Source organism: Maribacter sp. 4G9, assembly GCF_002742265.1.
GTDB lineage: Bacteria > Bacteroidota > Bacteroidia > Flavobacteriales > Flavobacteriaceae > Maribacter.
The window spans coordinates 1-15,325 of sequence record NZ_MDGL01000123.1; the positions used below are offsets into that span (position 1 = coordinate 1).

The 15,325-nt window shown below is 42.0% G+C and carries 11 protein-coding genes and 1 pseudogene; 9 read left to right on the forward strand and 3 right to left on the reverse strand.

Translation table 11 applies throughout. The features are described 5' to 3' along the window. The 3 genes and pseudogenes from BFP75_RS11370 to BFP75_RS11380 form a co-directional block, all read left to right on the forward strand. Window positions 1-166: pseudogene (locus BFP75_RS11370) on the forward strand (IS1595 family transposase); the annotation flags it as partial. 43 nt (window positions 167-209) lie between these two features. Further along, window positions 210-2,021 (forward strand): DUF885 domain-containing protein, encoded by a 1,812-nt coding sequence (locus tag BFP75_RS11375; RefSeq protein WP_099545508.1) that lies wholly within the window; start codon window positions 210-212, stop codon window positions 2,019-2,021. Between the two features lie 18 nt (window positions 2,022-2,039). Next, the gene (locus tag BFP75_RS11380; RefSeq protein ID WP_123803422.1) at window positions 2,040-2,462 is read left to right on the forward strand and encodes a hypothetical protein; all 423 of its coding nucleotides are present in this window, start codon (window positions 2,040-2,042) and stop codon (window positions 2,460-2,462) included. A 91-nt stretch (window positions 2,463-2,553) separates the two neighbouring features. Here BFP75_RS11380 and BFP75_RS11385 read toward each other — a convergent pair whose 3' ends face one another. Next, entirely contained in the window at window positions 2,554-3,093 is a 540-nt protein-coding gene (locus tag BFP75_RS11385; protein ID WP_099545510.1) for a DUF2911 domain-containing protein, read from the reverse strand. Window positions 3,094-3,334: 241 nt separating this feature from the next. Between BFP75_RS11385 and asnB the strand changes: the two genes are divergently transcribed. From asnB to BFP75_RS11400, 3 genes are all read left to right on the forward strand, one after another. Continuing rightward, window positions 3,335-5,005 (forward strand): asparagine synthase B, encoded by a 1,671-nt coding sequence (asnB, locus tag BFP75_RS11390; RefSeq protein WP_099545511.1) that lies wholly within the window; start codon window positions 3,335-3,337, stop codon window positions 5,003-5,005. Window positions 5,006-5,298: 293 nt separating this feature from the next. Then, on the forward strand, window positions 5,299-7,239 hold the full coding sequence (gene gyrB, locus BFP75_RS11395) for a DNA topoisomerase (ATP-hydrolyzing) subunit B (protein WP_099545512.1): 1,941 nt from the start codon (window positions 5,299-5,301) through the stop codon (window positions 7,237-7,239). Window positions 7,240-7,309: 70 nt separating this feature from the next. Next, window positions 7,310-8,323: a DUF6588 family protein gene (locus BFP75_RS11400; RefSeq protein ID WP_099545513.1), complete on the forward strand. Its 1,014-nt coding sequence runs from the start codon at window positions 7,310-7,312 to the stop codon at window positions 8,321-8,323. Window positions 8,324-8,448: 125 nt separating this feature from the next. Here BFP75_RS11400 and BFP75_RS11405 read toward each other — a convergent pair whose 3' ends face one another. Further along, entirely contained in the window at window positions 8,449-8,823 is a 375-nt protein-coding gene (locus tag BFP75_RS11405; protein WP_123803424.1) for a hypothetical protein, read from the reverse strand. A gap of 291 nt (window positions 8,824-9,114) precedes the next feature. On the opposite strand from BFP75_RS11405, the gene BFP75_RS11410 reads away from it, so the two are divergent. From BFP75_RS11410 to secDF, 3 genes are all read left to right on the forward strand, one after another. Beyond that, window positions 9,115-10,041 (forward strand): malate dehydrogenase, encoded by a 927-nt coding sequence (locus BFP75_RS11410; RefSeq protein WP_099545515.1) that lies wholly within the window; start codon window positions 9,115-9,117, stop codon window positions 10,039-10,041. A gap of 141 nt (window positions 10,042-10,182) precedes the next feature. Continuing rightward, window positions 10,183-10,800 carry a hypothetical protein gene (locus BFP75_RS11415; RefSeq protein ID WP_099545516.1) on the forward strand — a complete coding sequence of 206 codons (618 nt, stop codon included), beginning with the start codon at window positions 10,183-10,185 and terminating at the stop codon, window positions 10,798-10,800. 110 nt (window positions 10,801-10,910) lie between these two features. Continuing rightward, window positions 10,911-13,874, forward strand: coding sequence for a protein translocase subunit SecDF (gene secDF, locus BFP75_RS11420; RefSeq protein WP_099545517.1), 2,964 nt, complete (start codon window positions 10,911-10,913; stop codon window positions 13,872-13,874). Between the two features lie 207 nt (window positions 13,875-14,081). Here secDF and BFP75_RS11425 read toward each other — a convergent pair whose 3' ends face one another. Continuing rightward, window positions 14,082-15,302 (reverse strand): ATP-binding cassette domain-containing protein, encoded by a 1,221-nt coding sequence (locus BFP75_RS11425; protein WP_099545518.1) that lies wholly within the window; start codon window positions 15,300-15,302, stop codon window positions 14,082-14,084. Between the last annotated feature and the right edge of the window lie 23 nt (window positions 15,303-15,325).

The window sequence follows — 15,325 nt, forward strand, 5'->3', positions numbered from 1 at the left end:
GGCATGGCTTAGGGGGATGCACCACCACGTGGGGGACCTACAGGACTATCTCGACGAATATTGCTACAGGTTCAACCGCAGCTTCATGAAGGAGGGCATATTCGACAACCTGATGCTCAGGATGGTAAATACCCCGCCATGCTATATCAAAAATATTAGTGGTTAAATGCCTAAGTCAATAGATTTATATATCCTAAAATTTAAGGACAATGAACTACAAAGGAGTTATCGCAGCAATTACACTATTGTTTGCGGCTTGTACACCGGAGCACAAATCTAAAAAAAATGATATAGGTAGCATTGATAGTCTATTTGTAGCTTTTTACGATTTTCAAAATAAAATCAATCCCATAGAGGCAACAAAAGCCGGGATTGACACCTACAATGATACCATTGTCAATTATATCTCAGACAGGCATCAGGAATATCTCCGGGAATCCTATATCTCGTTTTTGTCCGAACTGGAAAAGTATCCTATATCCGAGCTTACCAAGGAAGATGCCTTGAGTGCCCGGGTAATGGAATGGGATTGCCGTATGAAATTGGAGGGGTTAAACAATTCCATTGTCACTATGGCATCTCCCATTTATAACCTGCCCAGTTTTGAACTTATGCCCTTGTTCCAGATACAGTCACTACATCTGTACGTGGCCCAGTTGGCCGGGGGCACTAGCGTACAGCCCTTCGCCACCCAGGAGGATTATGTAAATTGGTTAAACCGTTTAGAGGACTATCTCCAGTTTTTGGATACCTGTATGGAGCATATGCAGGAAGGAATGGAAAAAGAAATCGTTTTGCCTAAGGTCCTTACCCTAAAAATGCTGCCACAAATTAAGACGTTTCTTGATATTCCCCTAGAGGAGAATCTCTTCTATCAGCCGGTGCTCAATTTTCCGGAAGCGATGGATGAAGATGTCAGGGCAAGCTTGAAAAATGATTACGAACGGATGATTACTGAAAAAATTCTTCCCAAGTACCAAGAGTTGCATCAATTTTTGGAACAGGAATATCTTCCTGCCTGTAGGGATACGGATGGATTGTCCGCCTTACCGAATGGCCGTGAAACTTATAATTATTTGATTCGGTTGCACACTACTACGAAAATGACTGCTGAAGATATTCATGCCCTTGGACAGCAGGAAGTGGATCGTATTACAGGGGAAATGGAAAAGGTAAAGGATGAATTGGGTTTTAAAGGTGAATTAAAGGACTTTTTCATTGAGGTGCGTAACAAAAGGGAACTTATGCCCTTTAATGACCCAGCTGAAGTTTTGGAACATTTTAATCGTATCCATGAGCGCTTGAGCTTACAATTGGATAGTGTATTCAACCTCCGCCCCAAGGCCGGTTTTCATGTAAAGCGTACCGAAGCCTTCAGGGAGGCATCGGCCAGTGCGGAGTACGTTCCGGGTTCTAAGGACGCCAAACGGCCGGGTACCTTTTATGTGCCCATTCCCAATGTCAAAAGTTACAATGTGGTTCATGATGAAGCCCTGTTCTTACATGAGGCCATACCGGGCCATCATTATCAGTTGAGCCTACAACAGGAGAACCAAGGGCTACCAGAATTTTTACATCCTGAAAGTATGGGTGTTTTTGTGGAAGGGTGGGCCTTGTATGCGGAATCCCTAGGAAAGGAACTGGGCCTTTATGAAGACCCTTATCAATATTTTGGCATGCTCAGTATGGAAATGCACCGCGCCATTCGGTTGGTAGTGGACACTGGAATACACGCAATGGGTTGGACCCGCGAAGAGGCAATAGCTTATTCTTTGGCCCATGAAGCGGAGTCAGAGGAAGGTATTATTGCCGAAGTGGAACGATATATGGCCACACCTGGTCAGGCACTTTCCTATAAAATGGGCCAATTGAAAATATTGGAATTACGGAATAGGGCCAAAATGGAACTAGGTCCTAAATTTGATTTACGAGAGTTCCATGATCAAGTGTTGGGCACCGGAAGTTTGCCTTTAATGCTTTTGGAAGAGAAAATAAATTCTTGGATTGCGAGTTATAAGTAGAAATCCTATACCAATATTGTGAGGTACATTCCTATATTCCTATTGCTTTTGTTAGTGTTTTTCACAGGAACCGCCCAAGACGGGTTCGGAAACACTGGAAATAATAAAACCAACGATAAAACTTTAGAACTTACGGAAGTTGTAGGTGTTTGGAGCTATAGGGTGACAGGCATAAATAATGGCTATGAAGAAGGTCTTTTGATAGTTGACAAAATGGAAGGCCAGTATACGGTGCAGGTGCAATTACAAAATAGAGGGTCGCTCAATGCATATGATATTCTGGTAGAAGGTGAAGAAATGCAATTTCATGTCAACTTGGATGGTGTGGAGCGGGTTGGCGTGGTACTTGGGATAAAAGGAAAGGAACTTGAGGGACAGGTCATAACGGAAGAAGGCAGTAGGTTTTCCGTAAGAGGTACGAAACAGTTACCGGAAAATTAATAAAGGTCGATTGAAGGATATGGCCATTGGCTAAAAACTAGAAAATAAAAAAACGGACCTAAGTCCGTTTTTTTTATTGTAAAAAGTGGTATTACCATGTGATGGGAACCGCCACTCTTGTTTTGTCCCAACCCATGACCATGTGGGCACCTTTTTCAACTTCCTTAAAGGCTATGGAAAACTCTTCCAAACTTGAAGCATCGGAACCATTGGGAACCTTAATTCTTGCAACATCGCCACTTTCATCGTAAAAATAGGAACCCCATTGGTTCAAATTTTTATTTAGGATAACGGTCCATTCCTGTTCTCCTGGAATCGTGAATAAGGAATATGTCCCAGCTTTTATATCCTTGCCTCCAAAATTTACGTCTTGGTAAAAGGAAATCTCCGCCGCTTCATTGGCACCTGTTCTCCAAACTTGCCCGGTAGGGGCTAGTTCCGCCAAGGAACGGTTTTTAAGTTGAGGTCTTCCGTAGATGATTCTCACCACTTTGTCGGAAACCTTGTAATCGGTGGGGTAGGATGCCATATCCATGGGACTTTTGTCCAATCCGGAGAACTTTTGGGCGCTAAGGCCGTTTGAAAAGGATATAACAGCGATGAATAGGGATAGGGAAATAATTTTTTTCATAATCGAATTTAATTTAGTGTTTCAAAGCTAAGTACTTCACAGAGCTTATTCTTATAAAAAGTCGTTAAATTTTAACATACTTACAAAATGGTCGGGATACTTCCATTTAAAAATAAAATAGTTTATTTTTTGTATACAATAACATTATTTGATTATAAAATGTAATCATAATTATCTATTGTGTTTTATATTTTAAACAATTGGGTCATTTTTGCATCGGAATTATTATAAATAAAATAATATGTGTGGAATTGTTTGTGCATTTGATGTCAAGGAAAGTACGGAAGTATTAAGGCCTCAATTGCTGGAAATGTCTAAAAAAGTTAGGCATAGAGGACCGGATTGGAGCGGTATTTATGCGGATGAGAAGGCCATTTTGGCCCATGAGCGTTTGGCCATTGTGGATCCTGCCTCTGGAAAACAACCTCTTTTGAGTGAAGATGGAAAGTTGATTTTGGCCGCCAATGGGGAAATATATAATCATAGGGAGTTGCGTAAGCAATTTGAGGGAAAATATAATTTTAAAACCGAATCTGATTGTGAGGTCATTCTGGCACTTTACCAAGAAAAAGGGTCCCATTTCATAGATGAGATGAATGGCATTTTTGGTTTTGCTATTTATGATTCGGAAAAGGACGAATATTTTGTGGCCAGGGACCATATGGGTATCATTCCTTTGTATATGGGTTGGGACCAGAATGGAACCTTTTATGTGGCTTCGGAACTTAAGGCTCTGGAGGGCACCTGTACCAAAATAGAATTGTTTCCCCCAGGGCATTATTTGCATAGTTCCGATGGGGAATTGAAAAGATGGTACAAGCGCGATTGGATGGACTATGAAGCCGTAAAGGAAAACGAAACCAGTATCCAAGCGATCAAGGAAGCTTTGGAAGCTGCCGTGCACCGTCAGTTAATGTCCGATGTACCTTATGGCGTTTTACTGTCCGGAGGGTTGGATTCTTCCGTAACATCGGCCATTGCCAAAAAATATGCCCAAAAGAGAATAGAGTCCGGCGATACGGTGGACGCATGGTGGCCACAGCTACACTCATTTTCAGTGGGACTGGAAGGATCACCGGATTTAGCTGCCGCTCGAAAGGTGGCGGATCACATCGGCACCGTGCATCATGAAATCAAGTTTACCATACAGGAAGGTTTGGATGCCATAAGGGATGTTATCTACAACTTGGAAACCTATGACATCACAACGATTCGTGCTTCTACCCCTATGTATTTGATGGCCCGTGTAATTAAGTCCATGGGAATAAAGATGGTATTATCGGGTGAAGGAGCGGATGAGCTTTTTGGTGGCTATCTATATTTTCATAAAGCACCAAGTCCAAAGGATTTTCATGAAGAGACCGTTAGAAAGTTGGATAAACTCCATATGTATGATTGTTTAAGGGCCAACAAATCTTTGGCCGCATGGGGCATCGAGGGACGTGTACCCTTTTTGGACAAGGAATTTATGGATGTGGCCATGCGCATCAATCCAAAGGATAAAATGATCAACGGAGAGCGTATGGAGAAATGGGTGGTTAGGAAGGCCTTTGAGGAAATGCTACCCGAAAGTGTTGCTTGGAGACAAAAGGAACAATTTTCGGATGGTGTGGGTTATAGTTGGATCGATACTTTAAAGGAAATGGTGGCAAAGGAGGTTACGGATGACCAATTGGCAAATGCCAGGTTTAGGTTTCCTATACAGACACCCACAACCAAAGAAGAGTTTTACTACCGTTCCATATTCGAGGAACATTTTCCTTCTGATGCCGCTGCGTTATGCGTTCCCCAGGAACCCTCCGTGGCCTGTAGTACCAAAATTGCGTTGGAATGGGACGAAGCGTTTAAAAACATGAACGATCCCTCAGGAAGGGCCGTGGCCAAAGTACACGCGGATGCTTATGTGAAATAAGTTTTTTAAGGCAATTCTGTTTACCTGTTTCAGAGAAGCAGGGCAGTTTTTATTTTTTAATTAGTCCTTGAGAGGTGCCAACTATTGGCACCTCTTTTGTTATGGTCATTTCAGTTTTGAACCTTGTGCACTAGTTAAAAATAATTGCGCTGACCTCTTTTGTCAAATTGGTAATTTTCCACAATTTTTGTTGATAACTTGACAATGTCCAATATGGAGAAAGGGCTTATTTCATGGGGTATTCCGTATATTTGTAGGATTGCAATTTTTGAAGTAAAAACAACTTTTAATTTATGAGCGAAGAAGCAAATAAAAAGCAATATTCAGCGGATAGTATCCAAGCTTTGGAAGGAATGGAGCATGTAAGGATGCGTCCATCCATGTACATTGGCGATGTGGGTGTCCGTGGGTTGCATCACTTGGTCTATGAGGTGGTGGATAACTCCATCGATGAGGCCATGGGTGGACATTGTGATACCATAAGTGTCGTCATAAACGAGGACAATTCCATTACTACCAAGGATAACGGAAGGGGTATTCCTGTTGATTTGCATAAAAAGGAAGGTGTATCCGCGCTACAGGTCGTAATGACCAAAATTGGTGCTGGAGGCAAGTTCGATAAAGATTCCTATAAAGTATCCGGTGGTCTGCATGGTGTTGGAGTTTCCTGTGTAAATGCACTGTCCAGTCATTTAAAGGCTACGGTATACAGGGATGGTAAAATATGGGAACAGGAGTATGAAAGGGGCAAGGCGCTTTATCCCGTAAAGAGCGTTGGTGAAACTGATGATAGGGGTACGGTAGTCACTTTTAGACCGGACGAGACCATATTTACCCAGACCATTGAATATAGTTATGAAACGCTATCCAATAGGATGCGCGAACTTTCCTTTCTCAACAAAGGGGTTACCATTTCCATTACGGATAGAAGACAAAAGGATGATAAGGGAGAGTTTGTGTCGGAAACATTCTACTCCAATGAAGGGCTTAAGGAGTTTGTAAAGTTCTTGGATGGCAATAGGGAACCTTTGATTAAGAGTGTTATTTCCATGGAAGGTGAAAAGAACGATATTCCTGTGGAAGTTGCCATGGTATACAATACCAGTTATACGGAAAACCTACATTCCTACGTAAATAATATCAATACGCACGAAGGTGGTACCCATTTATCGGGTTTTAGAAGGGGGCTCACAACGACCCTTAAAAAATATGCCGATGCTTCCGGTATGTTGGACAAGCTAAAATTTGAAATTCAAGGGGATGATTTTAGGGAAGGCTTGACAGCGATCGTATCCGTTAAGGTAGCAGAACCGCAATTTGAAGGTCAAACAAAGACCAAGCTGGGTAACCGCGAAGTTTCCGCGGCGGTTAGCCAAGCCGTATCGGAGATGTTGACGGACTATTTGGAAGAACATCCAGATGATGCCAAGATAATCGTGCAAAAAGTAATCCTAGCGGCCCAAGCCAGGCATGCGGCAACCAAAGCTAGGGAGATGGTTCAGCGAAAGACCGTAATGAGCGTGGGGGGATTGCCAGGGAAATTATCGGATTGTTCAGAGCAAGACCCAACTCAATGTGAGGTATTCCTAGTAGAGGGAGATTCCGCCGGCGGAACGGCCAAGCAAGGTCGTGACAGGAATTTTCAGGCCATTCTGCCCTTGAGAGGTAAGATTCTGAACGTGGAGAAGGCCATGCAGCATAAGGTTTTTGAAAATGAGGAAATCAAGAACATTTATACGGCACTTGGCGTTACCATTGGTACCGAAGAGGACAGCAAGGCTTTGAACCTCGAAAAATTGCGTTACCATAAAGTAGTAATCATGTGTGATGCCGATGTGGATGGTAGCCACATTGAAACCTTGATTTTGACGTTCTTCTTCCGCTACATGCGTGAGTTGGTCGAAGGGGGCCATGTTTACATCGCCACACCACCACTATATTTGGTTAAAAAAGGCCAAAAAAAGCAATATGCCTGGACCGATAAGGAGCGTGATGAAATCGCAGCAAGTTTTAGTGGAGGTGTAAGCATACAACGATACAAAGGACTTGGTGAAATGAACGCTGAACAATTGTGGGACACCACTATGAACCCAGAATTCAGGACCTTACGTCAAATTACCATTGAAAATGCGACGGAGACGGATCGAATCTTTTCAATGTTGATGGGCGATGAGGTACCTCCTAGGCGGGAATTCATTGAGAAAAATGCCGTCTATGCGAACATTGACACATAAAAAAACCCTATTACACAACAAAAACCTGCGCCAAAAACGCAGGTTTTTTAGTTTTAGGAAAAATTAAAAAATGAAGAATTTACTTACATGCTTTTTACTGTGTAGTTTTAGCGCCGCTATGGCCCAGGACTTTAACGATCTTTTTGCCGCCGGTGTGGAAGATGCAGAACAATTTACCGTAGATTATTTGGAGCCGCTTTCAGAAAGTGCTATTTATAATTTTTCTACAGGATGGTACAATACGGCAGATGCCAAGCCCTTGGGCGGATTTGAAATATCCATCATCGGAAATATTACCGGCTTCAAAAATAAGTCGGATAAAAAAGCTTTTGTTTTAGATCCAAATGACTATCAGAATCTGGATTTTGTGGACAATCCCGGCATTGCCAGGGAAGTTTCTACCGCTTTGGGAGATATAAGCGGTGTAGAGGTATATGTTGAAGGACAGGTAGCGGGTGCCACTGCACGACAAACCTTTGAATTGCCTTCCGGACTTTCCGGGGAGGGCTTGGATTTTGTACCCTCTGGATACCTTCAAGGAAGTGTTGGCCTGATTAAAGGTACGGAGATAAAGGCACGGTTTTTACCCAAAATCGAATATGAGGGTGCCTCTGTGGGCTTGATTGGTTTTGGACTGCAACATGATTTCACTAAACTCCTCCCTGCGGATAAAATTTTGCCGGTCGCCATTTCTGCAGTTATAGGATATACCAAGGTGGATGGTGACTATGATCTAGAGAATTTCAATTTGGTGCAAGGAAACGACCAACGAATAGAGACGAGTATAAATACTTGGGCATTTAATGCCGTTGTTTCCACGAGACTTCCGGTAATCAATTTTTATGGCGGACTTGGCTACGTTACTGGAAAATCAGTAACGGACGTTTTGGGAACTTATATAGTGACCGCAGGACCTTTTGCTTCTCAAACGTACGAAGACCCCTTTTCCATTACCAAAAAGGTAAACGGTGTTACGGGCAATGTAGGGGCCAAGCTTAAATTGGGCTTCTTTAGGCTCAATGCCGATTATACTTTAGGCGAATTCAACACATGGACGTTTGGTGTCAATTTTGGGTTTAGATAGTCCTTAAAATAACTATGAAATAAAAAATTAATAAGCCCGGCGGATACGCCGGGCTTATTTTATACATGAAGAGCCTGCCCAGATTTCTCCGAACAGGCTCTTTCCCATGGCCCTGTGAAAATTTTCTACTCCCTAATGGCTACGTACTCGCCATTGATCTTTTCCAAAATAGTACCTTGATCGCTTTCAATAATTTTTAAACGGTCAACAGGCACATTTTCAAGTCCCCTATATTCTATGGTATAAATGTCCCCTTCCCTGTACCACTTAAAATCTGTTTGTAGGGTAATGTCGTTTCCGTTGATTTCATGATATCTACCGAGATAAACATCATTAAAAATCCACTCTTTACGGAGGGTACCTTTGGAAGAACTGTTGCTAATTTCAGTTTCGGATTGAGACCATATACCAATAATGGGGTCATTGTTCTGTTCAATGCGCGAACAATTTGCGGAAAAGATAATGGCACAAATGGCCATTAACGAGAGGAACTTTTTCATTACTAAGTAGGTTATGTTTGGATTTGGGATCCACAACTATAAACGGGGCTTCTTTTGCGATATTACTAAAAATCGATGTACGGCAACTTTTTTGCCATTTCTTCGTTGAAAGGTATCTTTTTTTAACGTTAGCTACATTTTGTCGATGTTTTTAAAAGTCAAAAGTCTGGATATATTACCGCTTTACTTCCTGTCAAATTGTTAGGAATTGAGTATTTTTGGCAAGCTAAAAAGGTATAATGAAACCTTTTGTTTTAGTATAAATAAATTAATTCATAAAAATATAGGAACATGAAAGTTACAGTAGTTGGAGCTGGAGCGGTAGGAGCCAGTTGTGCGGAGTACATTGCCATTAAGGATTTTGCTTCAGAGGTAGTCATTTTGGATATTAAGGAGGGTTTTGCAGAAGGTAAGGCGATGGATTTGATGCAAACGGCATCCTTGAACGGTTTTGATACCAAAATTACGGGAAGTACCAATGATTATTCAAAAACTGCCAACAGCGATATTGCTGTTATCACATCGGGTATTCCAAGAAAACCGGGGATGACTCGTGAGGAACTCATAGGCATAAATGCAGGAATCGTGAAGTCGGTCGCAAGTAGCCTAATCCAATATTCCCCAAATGTTATCTTGATCGTAGTTAGTAACCCAATGGACACCATGACCTATTTGGTGCATAAAACAACGGATCTGCCAAAAAACAAGATTATAGGAATGGGTGGAGCTTTGGACAGTGCCCGTTTCAAATATAGATTGGCAGAGGCTTTGGATGCGCCCATTTCAGATGTAGACGGGATGGTGATTGGAGGTCACAGCGATACCGGAATGGTTCCTTTGACCTCCCATGCTACTAGAAATAGTGTTAGGGTATCTGAGTTTTTATCCGAAGATAGATTGCAACAAGTGGCGGAAGATACCAAAGTAGGTGGTGCCACCTTGACCAAATTGTTGGGGACCAGTGCTTGGTACGCTCCCGGTGCAGCGGTATCCGCATTGGTACAGGCCATTGCCTGTGATCAAAAGAAAATGTTTCCATGTTCAGTCCTATTGGAAGGAGAATATGACCTAAATGATATTTGTATAGGCGTTCCAGTAATTTTAGGTAAAAACGGTATCGAACAGATTGTTGACATTCCTTTAAGCGATGCAGAAAAGGCCAAAATGAAGGAAAGTGCAGAAGGAGTTTCCAAAACCAATGGGTTATTGGAACTATAAATTTTAAACCTTTTTAACCCGGTATGAAAACCTTTGGAATCTTGTTCCAAAGGTTTTCTTTTTTAAAGGAATGCCACTTCGTATTGTACGTATTGTCAATTATTTACTTTCAACAATAATCTTTCTTTTTATATTTGCGCCATGAATGCAAAATGGTGCATAAGTAGTTTAATTGTAATCCTCGTTCTTTTGGGGCTCAGTCAGCCGCATAAAAGAGCTTCCAATCAGCAGATAACCCTTCAATTCACAGATGTGGAAATCGCTTCTGAAAATGGGCGTGATGAAGTGTTGTCCAACATCAAGCAAAAACTGTTGTTATTGGGTGTTGAAGGTATTGAGGTAATAGAGGATGACACCAGCCATGTAAATATTCGTTATTACAGCGATATCAATGCGAACGTTGTCAAGGAATTTCTTTCCAATGAAACCTCGAATGAATCAGGGTATAAAGATGAGCCCCCTTTTAATTTTCCAAATGAAAGTCTCCCAGAGAATTATAGCCTTGTTGTTTCAGATTTACATCAACAGGCCCATAATGGATTGAAAATTAATGGAAACCTCGTTGTGGCCCAGAAGGAGGTTCACAGGGGATTTTATTATCCGGTTCTACTGTATGCCAACACTCCAGTTGTGTTAAGACCATATACTTTGGATGAAACGGCTTTTAAGATACATCATAACATTGCAATCGCAATAGATAATACTTCACGGAACATACCAGAGGGAAGGGCAGGACCTTGTCTTCTTGGGAAAAGCTAATTTCCATACAACCTACCCAAAGGGAGAAAATTACGTTTTATTACGATAATTCCCTTGATTTTTAAATCACAAGAAAATTATAATCGACATAACTTAAATCAATTTTTAAAATGCAAAATAAAGGACTTATAAAGCTTTTTGCTTTATTATTCGGGTTAGTTAGTATCTACCAACTATCCTACACTTTCATCACCAATAAGATAGAGAAAGAAGCAGAAGTATTTGCTTCAAGCCGTATTTCTGAAGGGGAAGAGGACTATATAGCCAAACGGGAAGTTTTGGAAACCAGTTACTTGGATTCCATTGGGAACAATACCATTTTGGGCTACACCAACTACAACGAGGCCAAAAAGAAGGAGTTGAACAAAGGCCTTGATCTTAAGGGTGGTATTAACGTTACACTACAGATTTCCGTAAAGGATATCTTAAAAGGTATGGCAAACAATACTAAAAACCCTGTTTTTAATAAGGCTTTGGCCGATGCGGATGTTGCATCAAAAAATAGTGATGACACCTATATCGATCTGTTTTTCGAAGCTTTTGATAATATCAAAGGGGAAACAAAATTGGCTTCGCCTGATATTTTCGCGAACAAGGGGTTGAGCGATGAAATCAACTTTCAAATGTCCGATGATGAGGTAAAACCCATCATCCGTAGAAAAATCGATGAGTCCGTAGTTTCCGCATTCGAGGTCTTGCGTGAGCGTATTGACGGCTTTGGGGTTACCCAGCCAAACATCCAAAGGGAAGGAAATTCCGGTAGGATTTTAGTGGAACTGCCAGGTGCCAGGGATATCAATCGTGCCCAGGACCTGTTGTCCAGTACGGCACAGTTGGAGTTTTGGGAAACGTACAAACAAAGCAATCCGTCCTTTAGTACGTTCCTCATTCAGGCGAATGAAAAGTTGAAGGAGATTGTGGATGTCAAGAAGCCGGAACCGGTGAAAGAAGAGTCGGAATTGGATTCTCTTCTATCGGATGTGGCCGCTGATTCTTTGGACCTGGCCACTCAGGTTAACCCTCTTTACGAGTTGTTGATACCTGCAAACCCCGGAACGAACGCCATGTTCAGGGCGGCCATTAAGGACACGGCTACTATTGGGTCCTATTTTAGAATGCCGGAAATCAGAAGGTTATTGCCAGCGGATATCCAATTTGTAAAATTTGTTTGGGAAAGACCTGCAAGCGAGGATACGGAAGTAATCGATTTGTATGCCTTAAAGTCCAACAGGGAAGGAGTTCCTCGAATCAGTGGTGATGTGGTGAGCGATGCCCGAGCAGATTTTGACCAATTTGGTAAGCCAGCCGTTTCCATGACCATGAACACCAAAGGTGCCAAGGAATGGGAGCAATTGACAGGCGATGCCTATAACAACCAAACGGGGATTGCCATTGTTTTGGACAATAAGGTATATACTGCTCCCGGGGTTTCCAGTGGCCCCATTTCAGGTGGTCGTTCAGAAATTACAGGTAACTTTACCGTGAATGAAACAAAGGATATTTCAAATGTATTACGGGCCGGTAAACTGCCGGCTTCTGCGGAAATCATACAATCTGAAATCGTTGGTCCTTCGTTGGGTCAGGAAGCTATAGACAGTGGTTTTATGTCCTTTTTGATAGCTATGGCCATTGTATTGCTCTGGATGATCGCATACTATGGAAAGGCCGGTGCCTTTGCCGATGTTGCCTTGTTGTTGAACATTCTATTGATTTTTGGGGTTCTCACAAGTTTGAACGCCGTATTGACTTTACCGGGTATCGCAGGTATCGTTTTGACGATAGGTATGTCCGTGGATGCGAACGTGCTTATCTTTGAAAGGATAAAAGAGGAGTTGGCAAAAGGGAAGGGCAAGAGTCTGGCAGTTTCCGATGGTTTTGGAAACGCCCTTTCGTCCATTTTGGATGCCAATATTACGACCGGTCTTACGGCCATAATCCTATTTGTTTTTGGATCCGGTCCAATCAAAGGTTTTGCAACTACCTTATTGATCGGTATTCTTACTTCCTTGTTTACGGCTATATTCATCACCCGTTTATTAGTGGACTGGTATATTAGCGGTAAGGGTAGAAGCTTGGATTTCTCCACAAGTCTAACAAAAGGCCTGTTTCAGAACCTATCCATCGATTTCTTGGTAAAAAGAAAGATTTCTTACGTTCTTTCAGGTATTTTGGTTCTAGTTGGTCTGGCATCCTTGTTTTTTGGGCCTGGATTGCAACAGGGTGTGGATTTTGTGGGAGGTCGTTCCTACACGGTACGTTTTGAACAAGCCGTGAATCCGTCTGAAATCGCATCTGAATTGAACGATGTTTTTGGAAGCGGCACCAACGTTAAGACTTTTGGGGAAGTTAATCAAATAAAGATTACGACCCCTTATAAAGTAGATGTTGAAGGTATTGAGGTCGATACCGAAATTCAGGATAAATTATACACTTCCTTACAAAAATATCTACCGGATGGTACTTCCAAAGATGCCTTTGCCATAGGTAGCGAGGGTAAGTCCATAGGTATTTTACAGTCAGTCAAAGTAGGGCCTACTATTGCGGATGATATCAAAAACAATGCTTTTCTCGCAATTTTGGGATCATTGGCCGTGGTTTTCCTTTATATCTTGATACGTTTCCGTAGATGGCAATTCTCCTTGGGAGCAGTTGTGGCGGTATTCCACGACGTGTTGATTGTATTGGGTGTGTTCTCGATTTTTGGTAAAATTATGCCGTTCAACATGGAAATCGATCAGGCCTTTATTGCGGCCATTCTAACGGTTATAGGGTATTCCTTGAACGATACCGTGGTAGTGTTCGACCGTATACGTGAAATTTTGGCCGAGAGAGGCTGGAAAGGTGGGGAAAATGTCAATTCTGCAATCAACAGTACCTTGGGAAGAACCTTGAATACCTCTTTGACCACCTTGGTGGTGTTATTGGCCATCTTCATCTTTGGCGGCGAATCGTTACGAGGATTTATGTTCGCTATGATCGTGGGTGTGGTAGTAGGTACCTACTCCTCTGTGTTTATCGCGACACCCATCATGTTCGATGCCTTGAGCAAGAAAATTACCAAGGTCCTTAATTAGGGCTTTGACAACAACTAACTCGAAAAGGTCGCTACGTAATGCATAGCGGCCTTTTTTTATTGGCACGGCCAAAGGGTTTAATACTCCGAGGCTTGCCTTGAAATTAAAAATTTGTTTCCTGCGAATGCCTCGTGGGCTTGCCCCGAGGTAGTTTACTGGTATAGCTTAGTGTGCCTAGACCTAACAGGTTTTTGAAACCTGTTAGGTCTATTTTACAATGCCGATGGAACCCTTATCGGTATGTTTTAATTCAAGGATTTTCTTGGGATTCAATCCTGGTTCTTTTCTGTGGCTCACAAATAGAATCGTGGTCTTTGTTTCTTCCGCTATTTTATTGACAAGGTCTACGAGCATGCTGGCCGAAGCATCGTCCATGCCGCTGGTGGGTTCGTCCAATATTAATAATGGGGGATGTTTTACCATGGCACGAACGGTCATTACAAGGCGCTGGTCCCCGAGTGACAAATCGTTGAATTGAACGTTTCTCCGCTCCCATAAACCTAAAAGTAAAAGCCACTCCTTACAAATTCTTTTTTGCCTTTCGGTGGGTTTTATATATAACCCGATGGAATCCAATAATCCCGAAATGAGCATGTTTTCGACCGAATGTCTTCCAGAAAAGCTATCGGTCATGGCAGGGGAGAAGTAGCCAATCTTTTCCTTTATGTCCCAAACACTTTCCCCGGAACCTTTCTTCTTTCCAAAAAGGTAGATTTCCTGACCAAAAGCTTTTGGGTTATCGCCGGTTATCATGGAAAGAATCGTTGTCTTGCCGGTTCTATTGTTTCCTATCAGTTGCCAAAATTCGCCGGTTTTCACTTCCCAGTCAATATCCTTAAGGACGTGTTTTTCGCCATACGAGACGGAAACCTTTTCAAAGGTGATCAATGTCTCCCCTTTAAACGGTATTGCTTCAATGGCAGGAGGGATGCTTCCCGAAAACATAGTCGGTTCCTCGTCTACATATTGTACATCCTCCTTTAGTACCCTAAGTTGGCCATCAATGGCTTTTGCAAAATTGTGGATATTGGGAAGCATGTCAGACTTTCGGCTGGCCAATTGTATCAGCAAGGTTCCGACTGCCTTTTCTTGAAGAAGTGTTTTAAGATCATTTTGAAATGAAATATCCAAATTATCAAACGGATTGTCCAATAGGATATAGTCCGGTTTTTGTTCGAGTATATGAAAAAGTAAAGCTTTTTTTTGTTCCCCGCTTGACATGGTCTTCAGGGCCTGTCCTTTCGTGGGAAGATATTTTGTGCCATGTTTTTCCTCCTCCTGCATAAACCTTCTTACCGCCAATTGGGAAAATAGTTTTCCGGATGTATCCTTCAGGTTTATGATGTCTGAAAATTCGTTGTTTTGGAGCTTTCGAATGAGCTCTTTTTTATTGGTTTGATTATCCGTAAAAATCCCCAAATGGTTCATGCGTTTCAAATTTGGTTAATAGC

Coding starts and splice junctions, on each gene's coding strand:
- BFP75_RS11415 (WP_099545516.1), top strand. CDS start 10,183: ATGAATGCAAAATGGTGCATAAGTAGTTTAATTGTAATCCTCGTTCTT.
- secDF (WP_099545517.1), top strand. CDS start 10,911: ATGCAAAATAAAGGACTTATAAAGCTTTTTGCTTTATTATTCGGGTTA.
- BFP75_RS11410 (WP_099545515.1), top strand. CDS start 9,115: ATGAAAGTTACAGTAGTTGGAGCTGGAGCGGTAGGAGCCAGTTGTGCG.
- BFP75_RS11385 (WP_099545510.1), bottom strand. CDS start 3,093: ATGAAAAAAATTATTTCCCTATCCCTATTCATCGCTGTTATATCCTTT.
- asnB (WP_099545511.1), top strand. CDS start 3,335: ATGTGTGGAATTGTTTGTGCATTTGATGTCAAGGAAAGTACGGAAGTA.
- BFP75_RS11425 (WP_099545518.1), bottom strand. CDS start 15,302: ATGAACCATTTGGGGATTTTTACGGATAATCAAACCAATAAAAAAGAG.
- BFP75_RS11405 (WP_123803424.1), bottom strand. CDS start 8,823: ATGAAAAAGTTCCTCTCGTTAATGGCCATTTGTGCCATTATCTTTTCC.
- gyrB (WP_099545512.1), top strand. CDS start 5,299: ATGAGCGAAGAAGCAAATAAAAAGCAATATTCAGCGGATAGTATCCAA.
- BFP75_RS11400 (WP_099545513.1), top strand. CDS start 7,310: ATGAAGAATTTACTTACATGCTTTTTACTGTGTAGTTTTAGCGCCGCT.
- BFP75_RS11375 (WP_099545508.1), top strand. CDS start 210: ATGAACTACAAAGGAGTTATCGCAGCAATTACACTATTGTTTGCGGCT.